This window comes from Thermomicrobiales bacterium, from assembly GCA_023954495.1.
GTDB lineage: Bacteria > Chloroflexota > Chloroflexia > Thermomicrobiales > CFX8 > JAMLIA01.
On record JAMLIA010000022.1, the window covers coordinates 1 to 14,655 of the forward strand.

At 60.9% G+C, this 14,655-nt stretch carries 11 protein-coding genes; 5 read left to right on the forward strand and 6 right to left on the reverse strand.

All coding sequences use genetic code 11. The annotated features are described in order from the left end of the window. A partial coding sequence (locus tag M9890_06250; GenBank protein MCO5176556.1) for a hypothetical protein occupies positions 1-1,202 on the forward strand: 1,202 nt, incomplete at its 5' end. Positions 1,203-1,345: 143 nt separating this feature from the next. Then, positions 1,346-2,368 (forward strand): NAD(P)/FAD-dependent oxidoreductase, encoded by a 1,023-nt coding sequence (locus M9890_06255; protein MCO5176557.1) that lies wholly within the window; start codon positions 1,346-1,348, stop codon positions 2,366-2,368. A gap of 26 nt (positions 2,369-2,394) precedes the next feature. Here M9890_06255 and M9890_06260 read toward each other — a convergent pair whose 3' ends face one another. Continuing rightward, on the reverse strand, positions 2,395-3,444 hold the full coding sequence (locus M9890_06260; GenBank protein ID MCO5176558.1) for a phosphoglycerate dehydrogenase: 1,050 nt from the start codon (positions 3,442-3,444) through the stop codon (positions 2,395-2,397). A gap of 290 nt (positions 3,445-3,734) precedes the next feature. Between M9890_06260 and M9890_06265 the strand changes: the two genes are divergently transcribed. Then, positions 3,735-5,129, forward strand: coding sequence for an aspartate aminotransferase family protein (locus M9890_06265; protein MCO5176559.1), 1,395 nt, complete (start codon positions 3,735-3,737; stop codon positions 5,127-5,129). A 79-nt stretch (positions 5,130-5,208) separates the two neighbouring features. On the opposite strand, the gene upp is transcribed toward M9890_06265, so the two are convergent. From upp to M9890_06285, 4 genes are all read right to left on the reverse strand, one after another. Beyond that, entirely contained in the window at positions 5,209-5,901 is a 693-nt protein-coding gene (gene upp / locus M9890_06270) for a uracil phosphoribosyltransferase (protein MCO5176560.1), read from the reverse strand. 15 nt (positions 5,902-5,916) lie between these two features. After that, positions 5,917-6,678: a hypothetical protein gene (locus M9890_06275; protein ID MCO5176561.1), complete on the reverse strand. Its 762-nt coding sequence runs from the start codon at positions 6,676-6,678 to the stop codon at positions 5,917-5,919. A gap of 35 nt (positions 6,679-6,713) precedes the next feature. Beyond that, the gene (locus tag M9890_06280) at positions 6,714-7,979 is read right to left on the reverse strand and encodes an MFS transporter (protein MCO5176562.1); all 1,266 of its coding nucleotides are present in this window, start codon (positions 7,977-7,979) and stop codon (positions 6,714-6,716) included. A 222-nt stretch (positions 7,980-8,201) separates the two neighbouring features. Next, on the reverse strand, positions 8,202-8,510 hold the full coding sequence (locus M9890_06285) for a hypothetical protein (protein MCO5176563.1): 309 nt from the start codon (positions 8,508-8,510) through the stop codon (positions 8,202-8,204). Between the two features lie 108 nt (positions 8,511-8,618). Here M9890_06285 and M9890_06290 point away from each other — a divergent pair, with 108 nt between their 5' ends. Next, positions 8,619-10,046 carry an amidase gene (locus M9890_06290; protein ID MCO5176564.1) on the forward strand — a complete coding sequence of 476 codons (1,428 nt, stop codon included), beginning with the start codon at positions 8,619-8,621 and terminating at the stop codon, positions 10,044-10,046. On the opposite strand, the gene M9890_06295 is transcribed toward M9890_06290, so the two are convergent. Further along, on the reverse strand, positions 10,043-12,247 hold the full coding sequence (locus tag M9890_06295) for an LUD domain-containing protein (GenBank protein MCO5176565.1): 2,205 nt from the start codon (positions 12,245-12,247) through the stop codon (positions 10,043-10,045). The genes M9890_06290 and M9890_06295 overlap by 4 nt on opposite strands. Positions 12,248-12,559: 312 nt before the next feature. Between M9890_06295 and M9890_06300 the strand changes: the two genes are divergently transcribed. Then, complete coding sequence (locus M9890_06300) at positions 12,560-14,521, forward strand: GAF domain-containing sensor histidine kinase (GenBank protein MCO5176566.1); 1,962 nt, start codon at positions 12,560-12,562, stop codon at positions 14,519-14,521. The last annotated feature ends 134 nt before the right edge of the window (positions 14,522-14,655 follow it).

Consider the following 14,655-nt stretch of genomic DNA (forward strand, 5'->3'; position numbering starts at 1 on the left):
CAAACGTGCGTGGTTTTGTCATCATGGTCGTCATCATCGGCTCGCTCGTTGTTCTCGCCGGATTGTATGCACTCCTCCCTCGAGATACGAACACGCCTGACAATCAGGGTAACCCGGTCGCCGCGCTGGCCACGGCGAGTGCCGAAGATGGCAATAGCGGCACGCAGGGCAGCGCCGAGGGAGCTGAGACCGCGGACGCAGCAACTGTAGCGACGCTCGCGCCTGAGCAGAGTTCTGTCGCCGAGAATGTGCCGCTGCCAACAGTAGCGCAACCGAACCTCATGTCGCCGATTGGCCCGCTTGGGTTCGTGCAGGAGTATTACGGCGAGACCTACACGTTCGGAAATGTCACTGTCGCATGGAGGCCCGGAGCGTTCGATCCATCGCTTGCACAGAACATCGCGGCGATGGCTGAGCATGGCACTGCCAAAGTCAATGCGTTCCTCGGGACCGATGACACATCGCCGCTGACGGTCTATCTGGCAGACCAGATGTTCAACGACGACTGCCGTGGCTGCCAGGGGTTTGCGGCCTCCGATTTGCACCAGATCTTCATCCTGCAGGATGGCAGTGTTGCGATGGATGAGATGCAGGGACTCATCACGCACGAGATCGCGCACGTCATCGCCGGCAACCATATCGCTCTGCCGAATAGCCTCTTCTTCGCTGAGGGTTTCGCCACCTACCTCATGGATGATGACGTGCAGGCGTCCGGATACATCACGTCGATTCAGTCCGCCGCCTGGGCCTACCAGGCCGGTGTGCTGCCAACGCTCGAGTTCCTCCGCGATGATGCGACCTATGAGGGCCGAGTGCGGCGTCGACTGGAGTACGACGCAGCCGGTTCCTTCTCGCGCTTTGTGGTCGATACATACGGCGTTGAGGCGTATTCTGAGCTGTATCGCACCCGGGTTCCGGAGCAGGTGCTCGGCGTCGACTGGCAACAGCTCGAAGAAGCGTGGCACGCCTATTTGCAGCCCTATGCCACAGCCGTTGTTGACGGTGTCGATGGCCCGACCTGGTGGAACGTCGCGCAAAACGTCGCGCTTGGCTTTGGTGCCCTCTACGACAATCCCGAATCTGTATCAGTTGAGGATTATGGGGCGCTCACCGTCGCACGTTTGGCGCTGTATCGGCTCGATCTGCCGACGGCGATCCGCTATGCAAACGAGAGCAACCTCGCTCCCAAGACGGCGACATAACTGTTGCGACGTTCTTCGCATAGGAGCGCCACGTCTCGTCGGTATACTTTGGTTGCCGATGCTGATTGACGCTGAGGATTCAGCGGATTCATCGCATTGACGGCTTTACCTGATGGCGTCACACGACATAAGGATATATCAGCGTGCCGATAGAAGAAGATCAGATTTACGACATCATCGTGATTGGTGGGGGGCCGGTCGGTCTCTTCGCCGGGTTCTATGGATGTATGCGCGGGATGCGGACCAAGGTGATCGAGGCCCTCGAAGAGCTTGGTGGTGCGCTCACGGCGATCTATCCAGAGAAGTACATCTACGACATTGCCGGGTTCCCCCGCGTCCTCGCCAAGGACTACGTGGCTGCTGCGGTCGAGCAGGCAGCCAACATGGGGTGCGAGTTCGTGGTCAAGACCGCAGTGCAGTCAGTGACGCGAACCGAGGACGGCATCTTCGTGCTGGAGACAACGACCGGAACCCATTACAGCCGGACGATCATCATTTCGGCGGGCATCGGCGCGTTCGAGCCCAAGCGCCTCGACGTTCCCGGCATCGAGCGGTTTGAGGGTGGCGGCGGCGTCCACTATTTCGCCAAGCGCATCGAGGACTTCCGCGATCGAGATGTGTTGATTGTCGGCGGCGGTGACTCTGCTGTCGACTGGGCAAACACCCTCGCGCCGCTCGCGCGCTCAGTTCGCCTCGTCCACCGATCGAAGTTCCGCGCCCACGAGCACGCGATCTCGCAGATGGAAATCGGTGGCGTGCAACTGCATTACCCCGACTACGCTGTCAAAGAGGTCCATGGTTCAGATCGTCTGGAGTCGGTGACGTTCCATCACCTCAAGGAAGGTCACGAGCAGACGGTCGATGCGAACGAGCTCATCGTCGCGATCGGCTTCCTCGCCGACCTTGGCCCGCTCAAGACCTGGGGGCTGGAGGTCCAGCGCAACACGATCCGAGTCGATCCGATCACGATGGCCACCAACATCGACGGCGTGTACGGCTGCGGTGACGTCGTGACGTATCAGGCCAAGTTCAAACTGATCGCGACCGGCGTGGCCGAAGCGATCACGGCTGTGAACCATTGCGCGACCTTTATCAACCCGTCGATGCGGCTTGATCCGGGCCATTCCACCAACATCATGGAGAAGCGCGAACGGGCAGCGGTTTAATCCGCTGCCCGCCAGAATTCGCGCGGTTACACCGCTGAGGATGGCGGTGGGATGACGCGACGTTCACGGTGCGCGGCCAACTCGCGATAGGTCGTGACCTCCGGGTTAACCTGGCAGTGCGGCGGGTCGCCGTTGAGGACGTTGGTCACGTTGACGAGCGCCAAGTAGAGCGCCCGATCAAATGCTTCTTTCGTCGTCCCGCCGATATGTGGTGTCAGCACAACGTTGGAGAACTCGGTGTACGGGTTGTCCGGATGCGGCTCGAACTGGAAGACATCCAGCCCAGCACCGGCGATCCTGCCTGATGCTAACGCACCAACCAGCGCCGATTCCTTAACGATCGGGCCGCGCGCCGTATTGATGAGGAACGCCGACGGCTTCATCAGATCGATCGCGCGCTCGTCGATCAGGTCGCGTGTGTGATCGTCAAGCGGGCAGTGCAGCGTCACGTAATCAGAACGCTTCAGCACCTCATCGAACGACATGTATGAGATGCCGTGCTCGTTGGCGAACGTCAGATCCCACGCGATATCGGCCGCCAGCACGCGCATACCGAACGCCTTGGCGAGCAGCGCCGTCGACTTGCCGACGCGGCCGAGGCCGACGATTCCGATCGTCTTGCCCCACAGCTCGGTGTTAGCGTCGGTCGGAATACGATCGTAAGGGAACCACTCGCCGTCGCGGATCGATTGATCGACAACAAGGACGTTCCGCGCGAGATTGACCATCATTCCGAAGGCAAGCTCAGACACGGAATGGTTGTTGCACCCTGCGCAAATCGCGACCGCGATGCCGCGTCGATTCGCTTCTTCGACGTCAATGTGATCGTAGCCAACGCCGCCGGCACTGACTACCTTGAGGTTCGGCGCGGCTTCCATGACACGCGGCGAGATCCACTCCAGGCCGGTGATAATGCCCTCTGCGTCGGCGGCAAGGCGACACAGTTGCTCCTGATCGATGGGATACTGCATTTCCGCATCGATCATTTCGCAGTTCCGCCTCGACAGAAACTCTTGCAGGAACTCGCTATTCCCTTCGCGGAACTTGCGGGACAGGACCAGCACCTTGTGCGCCACCGCGTTGCCTCCCCAACTTTGCGTTACGGTCTTCATCAGATGGCGCATTGTAGCATCGGTTTGATTAAGGCCGGGGTCGCATCTGTCCTTTCTGTCGGCTACAACTCGATATTGCCGATTCGGCAGTCATCATGCCTGATTGTTACCGAAATGCTCCTGCAGCAGGCGACTTCCGCGTCATGTAGTGCTATACTGGCCAACAGAAGAGATTCAGATGGCGTTTCATGTGCGACTGCAAAGTACGTACGCGGCTTTTGCGCATGTATCGCCGGATACGCAAGGAGTCGGGCATGGTACAGAGTCCGGTGGGCGGCAAACCGAAGACGGCCGAAGAGTACGCGCAGAGCGCACTTGAGCACGTCTGGATCCACTCAGCCAACTGGCAGGAGCTGGCGACCCAGAAGGGTATGAAGGTCTTCGATCACGGCAACGGCGCCCTCCTCTACGATGTCGATGGCAAGGAATATATCGACGGCATCGCCGGTCTGTGGGTGGTGAACGCGGGACACGGTCGCGCCGAGATCGGCCAGGCTATGGCCGAGCAGGCTGCGAAGGTCGCCTACGTTTCAGCCGCCAACTACACGACGGTTCCGGCTGTCGCGCTCGCAGAGACGATCGCTGAGATTTTGCCGGGTGATCTCAATCGTCTGTTCTTCTGCTCCGGTGGCTCTGAGGCCGTCGAGTCGGCGATGAAGATCGCCAAGCAGGTCCAGGTGATGCGCGGATTCCCGAAGCGCTACAAGATCATTGCCCGCCGCGGTTCGTACCACGGCATGACCTACGGCGCGATGAGCCTCACCTCGGCACGCAACGAGACCTATTTCGGTCCGTTCATGCACGGCGTGTACCATGTGCAGTCGCCGAACAACTATCGCCCGCAGTTCCCCGGCCTGTCCGGTGAGGCGGACGACATCGCCTGTGCCAACGCGTTCGAGGCCGAGATCGAATACCAGGGCCCCGAGACCGTCGCGGCGATCATTGCCGAGCCGATCTCGACCGCCAACGGTGTTCAGGTTCCGTCAAAGGCTTACTGGCAGCGGCTGCGGGAGATCTGCGACAAGCACGGTGTTCTTCTGATCGCCGACGAGGTCATCAACGGTTGGGGCCGCTCGGGCAAGTACTTCACGATCGAGCACTATGATGTCGTTCCTGACATGGTCACGATGGCCAAGGGTCTCTCGTCGGGTTATGCGCCGGTCGCTGGCGTGGCAGTTCGTGACTCGGTCTTCGACGGCTTCAAGGAGAAGGGCGATGTCGCCCTCGGTCACCTGCTGACCTTCGGTGGCCAGTCGGTTGCCTGCGTCGCAGCGCTCGCCAACATCGACATCTTTAAGCGCGAGAATCTGGTTCAGCAATCGGCTGACAAGGGCGAGTACCTGAAGAAGCAGCTTGAGGAGCTTCTCGTCCACCCGACTGTTGGTCAGGTTCGCGGACTCGGTCTGATGTGCGGCATCGAAGTTGTCAAGAACAAGGAAACCAAGGAGAAGTTCGGCAAGGACTCGAAGTTCATGAAGCGAGTCTCCGAGCACTTCGATGACAAGGGACTGCTGACCCGCGCCTGGGACACCATTCACTTCGCGCCGCCGTTCGTCATCACGACCGACGAGATTGATCGCATGATCACCATCGTCGATGAGTCGCTGACAGCGGCCGAGAAGGAATTCGCTGACGAGATCGCCCAGTAGCGACCAATCGTTGAGCGTAACAGCCCGACCGACGGAGCAATCCGTCGGTCGGGTTTTCTTTTGCATGTCGGTCGCGGTGCTACGTACCGAATAATCGGTCGCCCGCATCGCCGAGACCGGGCAGAATGTAGCCGCTGTCGTTGAGCCTGTCGTCGAGCGCAGCGGTCACGATCTGCACCCCGTCGTCGGCTTGTAGAACGGTCATTGCACCGAGAGGTGCCGTGACGAGGGCGACTACGTCGATTCGCCCTTCAAACGATCGCCGTACTTCGGCAATCACTCGCGCAGTCGATCCGCCAGTCGCCACCATCGGATCGAGCACAACGACCCGATCGGCCCAGCCGGACTTGTGCGGCAGGTTGGACGTGTAGATCGCCGGTGCCAGCGTCTCCTCATTCCGCCGAATCCCGACCTGGTAGAGCGGTGCATCCGGCAGCAGTGACCGGAATGGGGCCGAGAAGAGCATCCCGGCGCGCAGGATGACGACGCCAGCGATGCGCTCTGCCGGACGAGCGATGTCGATCGGCGAGCCGTCAAATCCGGCCACTGATTCGTGCTGCAGCCGCAGTTCGGATAGCGCCATCCACAGCGTGTGCGCGGCGAGGACCTCTCCGGCTTGGCCAAACTCCAGGGACTTCGTCGCGCGATCGCGGAGCCGCCCGAGATGTATCTTCGCCAGCGGGTCGTCGTTTATCTGGACTCGACCGGTCGCGAGCACGCTTTCGCGCGATGGCTGCGCGCGTCTTCCCATCGCGCTTGTGTCATCTGACATGGCGTATCCTCGCGTTCACTCTGCGGAAACCTCCGCGCCGATGGTCTCCGCCAGCCTGTCGACCCACGCTCGTTCTCGTGCCAGCGAAGCGTCGATTTGCAGCGACGTGCGGTGACCGCCGCTTTCAATCTCCAACTCGAACAACCGCTGAACAGTCGGCTCCTCCCACGGCGAAACTGCCTCGATCGAGTGCGACTTTTCCGTGAGGCGATACGCGCCGAGAGCGAGCAATTCAGCAAGGACAGCGCTCTGTGTGACGCAGGCGATCGATGTCTGCGGACTTTGGATCACGATGACCCAGGTCGGCGCTGCCCAGGCGGTCAGCTCGACGGAACCGTCCTGCGGGAGCGCGGCGGCTCGCAATCGTGTATTGGGATGGAACAGCGCATCTGCCGCATGCGCCGCGCCGGAACGTTCGTGCGGCCTGCTCACCATAAGGATTTCCGGGGTGCTCGCCGCGTCGGCACGCATGTCGGCGGAAGTCAGCGAAGCGCCGGCGAGATCTGTCAGACGAACCCAGCCAGATGTGTTCGCGCTGGGCAGGATCGATGCGTCGACTACGTTGGCGATGGTGGCGACAATGCCGTCTGGCGGTCGCGACGTTTCTCGTTCATCGATTAACAGCACCGCTGGGCCGTTGAGGTTGAGCGCGTCAGGCAGCCAATGCGCTATTTGGGAGACATCTCCGAGCGTAGCTGTTCGTTCGCGCGCTCGGTGGTTGACAGGCTGGCTGCGATCCGGTTGCGGCGGTCGCGTCGCTGCGATCGTGTTGCGCATGCCAGTGATCCAGCGAGTCACAGAACCTCCCGCACCTAGTCGAGCCGCCTGACTTCCGGATTCCACTTGATCAGTCCGAGCACGTAGATGAGCACGACACAGGCGTTCACCAGAATCGCGCGCTGCGTCCCCCATTTCTCGGCGACGATGCCGATCTGCAAATAGCCGATCGGAGTGAGCCCCCAAAATGTGGAGTAGACAGCCATGACCCTGCCGCGATACTCATCATGCACGATTGTCTGGATGAGTGTGTCGGCCAGCGTGCCGTAGATCGCGCTGACCAGACCCATGCCGAATATCAGCATCATGCCGATGGCCAGCGTCGGCGCGAACGAGAAGATAATCTGGAACACGGCGAAGAGAAAGACGAAGATAATCACCAGCAGTCCGCGACGGCGGAGCGACGCCAGGGTCGCCACCAGCATCACGCCGAGGAACGCTCCGGCTCCGTCAGCAGCATACAGAAATCCGAGGCCCTCGGAGCCGCGCCCGTACACATCGCGGGCGAGAGCCGGCAGCAGGGCAAAGAACGACATGCCGAAGATGACCGGTATCAGGTCGACCGACAAAAGGCTCCGAAGAGTCGGGTAGCTCCAGATATAGGAATAGCCGTCGGTGATCGTGCGGATCGCCGAGGTTCGCACACCGCTTGGTAGCACCCGGTCGATGCTGAGCGTGAGCAGGACAACCATTGACGGAATGAACGCGAACGCCGACAGATAGAAACAGGCCGCAGTACCAATGATTGCGATCAGCGTCCCGCCGATGACCGGCCCCATAATTCGCGCGCCATTGAACGCAGCAGAATTTAGCGCAATGGCACTCTGGAGTTCGTGCTGCGTGACGAGATTCGGCACGATCGACAAGCGGGCGGGCCAGTCGAACGCCGACGCTGCTCCTGCGAGCGTCGCAATGATCAGGATGTGGTTGACCGTCAAAATGCCCAGCGCATCCAGCGTGGCCAGCGCGAACAGGTTCAGAGCGATGAATGCCTGCGTGGCAAAGAGCACCTTGCGTCGATCAAATCGATCGACAACGACCCCAACGATCGGCGACAGAATCAGGACCGGTATAGCACTGAGAAAGCCGACGAGCCCCAGCAGGAACTTGTCACTGGTCATGTCATAGACAAGATAGCCCTGGACCGTGATACGGATCCACAGCCCGGTGAGTGCCAGTGTGATGGCGAGCCAGAAGTGCCGAAACTGCGGGTTACCGAGGGCAGCGATCCTGTGAGGCTTTGGCAGAGTTTCCGGCTCCTGACTCGTGATTGAATCAGTAACTTCCGTGTCGAGCGGCATGCAGTTCCCCCACGAGCCGAGTTCCGAAATCCGCCGCATGTTACACTGGCCATACGGAGTTATCGGTTATCGGATCACGTTCAGATGAGTACAATCAATCAAGCACTGAGCATCTTACAGGAATCGGGATACAGGGTCACAGCCCCGCGGCGAGCAGTTGTTGAGGCTGTCCATGCGACCGCAGGTGCCTTCACCGCTGACGATTTGCTGAGCAGCCTGGCGTCAGATGGTCAGTCTGTCGGGCGGGCGACTGTCTTCCGAACACTGGACGTGCTGGTGCGAAGTGGTCTTCTCGATCGACTGCACCGGCCGGACGGATGTCACAGCTATGTCCGCGTCAAAGGCGACGGCGGCCATCGGCATCATCTGATTTGCTCCGACTGCGGAGCCGTCGTCGAGTTTGACGAGTGCACCGTCGCTCCCATGCTCGAGGCGCTCGGCGCGCGCACCGACTTCGAGATCTCCGGTCACTGGCTTGAGGTCTTCGGCATCTGCGCCGCCTGCCGACACTAATCTATATTCAAACAGCATCATTGAGATTCGCTTGCACTTGCGTATCGTGCCGTTCGCAGCGACGATACGCTCTGTGCCGTGGCGCGTTCGTGCGCGCCAGCGACGTTCAGTGGGGAGGGCGGACTGGTGAGTCAGAACGACATCTGCTTTTCGACGGCGGTTGATCTCGCTCGTCGGATTCGGGAGCGCGAGCTATCCGCAGTCGAAGTGATGCAGGCGCATCTGGCGCAGATCGAGCGGGTGAACCCGAAGGTCAACGCGATTGTCACGTTGATCGACGGCGAGGAAGCGCTCGCCAAGGCGCGTGACGCGGATCAGCAACTTGCCTCGGGTGCTGAAGTTGGACCGCTGCATGGGCTTCCTGTCGCGCACAAGGATCTGGAGGAGACCGCTGGGATTCGCACGACCTTCGGGTCGCCGATCTTCCGCGACAACGTGCCGACGCACGATACGCTGCTCATTCAGCGCATCAAGCAAGCAGGCGCGTTGACGATCGGGAAGACGAACGTTCCCGAATTTGGCGCTGGCTCGCACTCGTTCAACCCGGTGTTTGGCGCGACGCTGAATCCGTACGACACGACGAAGACATGCGGCGGGTCGAGCGGCGGCGCAGGTGCAGCGCTCGCCTGCGGGATGATCCCGATTGCAGACGGCAGCGACATGGGCGGATCGCTGCGTAACCCCGGCAATTTCAACAATGTCGTCGGATTCCGTGGCTCGCCTGGCCGGGTGCCGGTTGTGCCCTCGATGAGCGCCTGGTCGAATCTAGGCGTCAAGGGGCCGATGGCGCGGACGGTTGACGATGTCGCGCTGTTCCTCAGCACGATTGCCGGGCCAGATCCGCGATCGCCGATCTCGATTGATACACCGGGCAGCACCTTCGCGCAGGCACTGGATCGTGACTTCAAGGGCGTACGCATTGGCTGGTCGCCCGACCTTGGCGGCCTGCCGCTCGACCCGCGTGTGCGCGAAGTCGTCGCCGGAGGCCGCAGTGTGTTTGGCGATATCGGCTGCGAGATCGATGACGCCAGCCCGGATTTCAGCGGAGCGAACGAAGCGTTCCAGACGTTACGGGCACTGAGCTTCGCGATGTCGCACGCCGAAAAGCTAAAGAACCATCGCGACATGGTCAAGGACACGGTCATCTGGAATACCGAGAAGGGCCTCGCGCTGACGCCGGACGAGATCAACCGCGCCGAAGTGCTGCGATCGCAACTCTACGCGCGTATACAGGAGTACCTGGAGACGCACGAGTTTCTGGTTTGCGTTGTCAATCAGGTGCCGCCGTTCGATGTCGGAACTGAGTATCCGACGGTGATCGACGGAGTCGAAATGGAGACGTACATCGACTGGATGAAGTCGGCGTACTACATTACGCTCACCGGGCTACCGGCGATCTCGGTTCCGTGCGGCTTCACCAGCGACGGCCTGCCTGTTGGCATCCAGATCGTCGGGCGCTGGCACGACGATTTTGGCGTGCTGCAGCTGGCCCGCGCGTTTGAGCAGGCCACTGAAGTCTGGAAGCGTCGACCGCCGGTCGTGACCGCGAGCTAAAGACGCTCGGCAAGCAGCTCGATCACATGCAATACCCGGATGGGCTGGTCACGACTGGCCAGCCCGCCCTGTATCTGCATGAGGCATCCCGGATTGTCGGAGACAACAACCTGCGCGCCGGTAGCAGTGATGTTGTTGATCTTCTTGGCCAGGATCGCGCTGGACACATTCGGATAGTCCATCGAGAATGAGCCGCCGAATCCGCAGCAGACGCTCGAATCCTCCATCTCGCGCAGCTCCAGGCCCAGCACATCAGTCATCAGTCGGCGCGCCCCGTCGCCCAGACCAAGTGCGTTATGCGACTGGCAAGCGTCGTGGTAGGTGACGGTCGGAGCGTCAGGATTCGGCGGGAAGTCACTGCTGGCGATCTGCGCATGCTCATCAATAAATGTCGTGACATCGATAAGGCGTGCGGCCTGTTTCGCGGCACGCTCGCGCCACTCGGTGTCGTGCCGGAAGAGGTGCTGATAGTCCTGTAGCATCGCCCCGAGGCAACTTGTACTGTTGGTCACGATCCAGTCTGCCTTGGTCGATTCAAGCATGCGGATGGTCTGCTCGGCCATCTCGCGCCCATGCACGCGGTCACCGGAATTCAGCGCCACGAGGCCACAGCAATGCTGATCGGGTGGGAACGTGACGGTGCAACCTGCCGCCCGCAGCACACGCACCATCGCTTCGGCCATACCCGGCGTGATCCGGTCAGTCATGCAGCCGGGGAAGATGGCAACTGTCGCGCCCTTTACCTGACTACTGGGCAGCTCTCGGACCGGCTGGTTCATCACCGCATTGAAGCGCTTGCGAAACGGTTTGGTCGTCGGTGCAAGCAGCGAACGTCCGTCAGTCAGCACCGGTTGGAGCGGGATGTGCTTAACGACCCCGTTGCGATTACTCACCAGCGACGCCGCACGTGATGCCAGTCCTGCCCAGCGCTCGCCACTTGCTGGGTCGGTCCAGCGCGAAATCGCGAAGTTCTTGAGCGTCGGTTGCCCGAACGCTTCAGTCGCGCGCTCACGCACGTCCAAAATCAGACGCGGGATTGGAATCTCCGCCGGGCACACCATCTCGCAGGCATTGCAGGATGCGCACAGACTCTGCGGGCCGGCGGCGTTCTCCAGTCCGTGGTGCATGGCTGTCATGATGAGGCCGATTGGGCCCGTGTAGATGTGCCCGAAGACGTGTCCGCCGACGATCTGATATGGCGGGCAGACGTTCGAGCATGCCCCGCAGCGAATGCAGTGCAACGCCTCGTGAAGATCTTCGTCCTCACGCGCGGCCCATCGTCCATTGTCGAGCAAGATGATGTGCTGTTCTTTCGGCCCATGAACGCCTGTTGTCAACGTCAGCTCGATGTCGGCGCTACGGCTCGGGCCGGTCATGAACGAGACGTAGCTTGTGATCTTCTGACCGGTGCCGGAGCGCGGCAGAACCTGCAGGATCGCCGTTGCATCCTCCATTGAGGGCACGATCTTCTCAATGCCGAGCACGGCAATGTGAACGGGCGGCAGCGTGGTCACGAGGCGGCCGTTGCCCTCATTCGTGACGATGACAAGCGTGCCGCTATCGGCGATGGCGATGTTTGCGCCGGAGATACCAACGTCCGCATCAATGAACGCCTGGCGCAAACGCTCTCGCGCAACGGCAACGAGTGTCGCCGGATCAGGCGGCAGATCCTGACCGGTCTCCTTCGAGAACAGCTCGGCTACCTGCTCGCGGGTCTTATGAACGGCTGGGGCGATCAAGTGCGAGGGGTGCTCGCCGGCAAGCTGCATGATCCATTCGCCGAGATCCGTCTCAACGACGTTGACGCCGAGCGCTTCGATCGACGGATTGAGCTGGATCTCTTCAGTCACCATCGACTTGCTCTTGACCACCAGCTTTGCATTCTGCTGCGTGATGATCTCGCCGATGATGCGGCGCGCGTCGGCATCGGTGGCGGCTGTATGGACGATTGCGCCGACGGCTTCTGCCTCTTGCGTGAAGCGCTCGACCAGCTCCGGCAGACGGGCGATGGCGTCGGCCTTGAGGTCGCGAACGCGACGGCGTCGGGCGGCAAAGTCCTGATCCTCGAACGCGCGCACGCGTCGGCGACCGAACTCCGGCAGCGCACGCTGGAGGGCAGTCCGGAGCTGCGGATCTGCGACGGCGCGATCGACTCGGCGCTTGAACTCTCGTTTATTTGGCTTCGCTGGTGCGGTACTCACTGTTGTTCCTCAAGTTGACCAATGACGGGATATCGACTGTTTTTGCGAGTATAGCCCTCGGTACAACGGTTGCCCGAATGCGATTCCCGCCCGCAATCGGGTAGAATGATCGTCCCCCACACGGGTGATTTGGGGTGCTATTCGAGCTGATTCGAGGCGTACCGATCTGGTCGCAGAAAGACGCTCTCCCTCGTGATGACTCCAGGACATGACTCGCAGGTACCCGCGAGTCATCCACTCGTACAATACCGCGAATCTGTGGCGACCGCCTGGCGCGATGTCGCACGCGAAGTAAGCCCCGCATACCGCCGCATGAGTCAGGCAATGCTGCGCGAGCGGATTGATGAAGCAATCGACGCGCTCATCGAAGCAGCCGCCGGCATCGAATCAGCCGAGCAGCGTTTCCTCTCGAATCTCGATTGGGCCATCGACCAGCAGCGGATTGAGTTCGACGACATTCTCGCTGGTCTTATCGGCGGCAGCGATGCGTTCGATCGCAGCCTCGCTCCGGACGTGCGCTACTCGCCGCAGATGATTGAGGCCGAGCGCACGCTGCGTGCACTCACCCGACGCTTCGCGGCGTCCGCAATCGACCTGATTACCGAGAAGCTTGAGGTAGAAGCTGCCGCTGAAGCGCGCAACAGAGCGCGGCTGCTGGCTCTGCAGCGCGTCGGTGCTGCCGTCACCAGCTCGCTGGATGTCGAATCGACGTTGCACACGATCGTTACCGAGGCGGCGTCACTGATGAACGGCGCGACGGCGCGCCTCCGACTCGCAGACGAGACCGGCGAGCACTTGCGGCTGATCGCGTCTTCGGGAGAGCTGGACAGCGAGGACTCCAACCCTGCTGTACCGGTCGAAACGACGCTGGCTGGACTGAGCTACCGCAGCGGTCGCCCGGTGATTTCGAACGATGTGGCTGCCGATCCGCGCGGCGATCAGTACGCGCAATCACGGCAACAGACACGATCGTTGCTCTCTGTTCCGCTCACCGTCCGAGGTACAGCAACCGGAGTACTCACGATTTCCAACATCTCCGACCGTGCGTTCGAGGAGTCAGACGCCGAGATCCTCGGCCTCTTCGCGGACCACGCTGCGATCGCCATCGAGAACGCGCGGCTGTTCGAGGAAGCTCAGGCGCAGATCACTGAGATGGAGATCATCAACCGCGTCTCAGCAGTCGTTTCTTCGTCGCTGAATCTCAATCAGATTTATCGCTCGATTCACCACGAGATCGCACGAATCATGATCGCCGATGCGTTCCTGATCGTGATTCGCACGCCGGAAGGCCGCGACGATCTCGTGTACATCGTCGATCTGGGCCAAACGTTCTCGCCGCGTCACAACATCACGCTGCCGATCGAGTACCTGGAGTCGATGAGCGAGCGCAAGGCGAGAATTCTCGATGCGTCGCAGGTGATCGAGTACGACAAATGGGAGCGCTATGGTGACATGTCCAAGCGCGTCCAGTCGATGCTGGTCGCCCCGCTGGTGCGTGGCAACGACGTCATCGGCTGCATCAGCGCACAGTCTTATGCGCCAAACAGCTACCGCCGCCGTGACACCGAGCTGTTGTGGACGGTTGCGAACGTCGCGGCTGTCGCAATCGAGAACGCGATGCTGTTCGAGCAGGCGTCGGATGTTGCCGTCGCTGAGGAGCGCAACCGCCTGGCGCGCGAGATCCACGACACGATTGCGCAGGGACTAGTTGGCATCATCCTCCAGCTTGAGGCCATCGGAGCGCAGGTGGAGTCGTCGCCACTTAGTACGCGGATCGATCGCGCGATTGCGCTGGCACGTGCCAACCTGGACGAGGCGCGGCGCTCAGTGCGCGATCTGCGTGCAGCGCCGCTGGAGCACTTGTCGCTCATTGAGGCGATTGAGCAACTTGCTGAGCAGCATATGGACGAAGTCGACACGCGCGTGATGATCGACTCGCCCGTGGGCTTGCCCCTGCTCGACGACAAGGTTGAGGCTGCGATCTACAGGTTTGTTCAGGAGTGCCTGACGAACTGCCGGAAGCACGCGCGCAATGCCGAAGTCAACATCTCTGTTTATATCGACGTTACCCTGAACATTGAGGTGCGCGACAACGGCCCCGGATTCGACCTGAAGACCCTCAAGCAGGACCGCACGGCCAACAGGTTTGGCGTGCTCGGCATGCGCGAACGAGCTGAGCGCCTGGGTGGGACGCTTGAGATTGACAGTGTGATCGGCTCTGGTACCCGCCTGGCGATGTCCTTCCCCTACGATCGACAAACAGACCGCAACTAGCGCCTGCCAGAATGGCGGAGTATCTCCCTGCTCGAATGGGGAGTTACCTTCTGCGACTCCAGAAAATACAATTGAGATATCGAAACATTGATGATTGAAAGGAGCTGCCTTGAGAGATTTTGCGCACCTTGGTG

Bases quoted from the DNA above. Each gene is read 5' to 3' on its own strand.
- M9890_06265 (MCO5176559.1), top strand. From the start codon at position 3,735: ATGGTACAGAGTCCGGTGGGCGGCAAACCGAAGACGGCCGAAGAGTAC.
- upp (MCO5176560.1), bottom strand. From the start codon at position 5,901: ATGTCAGATGACACAAGCGCGATGGGAAGACGCGCGCAGCCATCGCGC.
- M9890_06275 (MCO5176561.1), bottom strand. From the start codon at position 6,678: ATGCGCAACACGATCGCAGCGACGCGACCGCCGCAACCGGATCGCAGC.
- M9890_06280 (MCO5176562.1), bottom strand. From the start codon at position 7,979: ATGCCGCTCGACACGGAAGTTACTGATTCAATCACGAGTCAGGAGCCG.
- M9890_06285 (MCO5176563.1), bottom strand. From the start codon at position 8,510: ATGCTGTTTGAATATAGATTAGTGTCGGCAGGCGGCGCAGATGCCGAA.
- M9890_06300 (MCO5176566.1), top strand. From the start codon at position 12,560: ATGAGTCAGGCAATGCTGCGCGAGCGGATTGATGAAGCAATCGACGCG.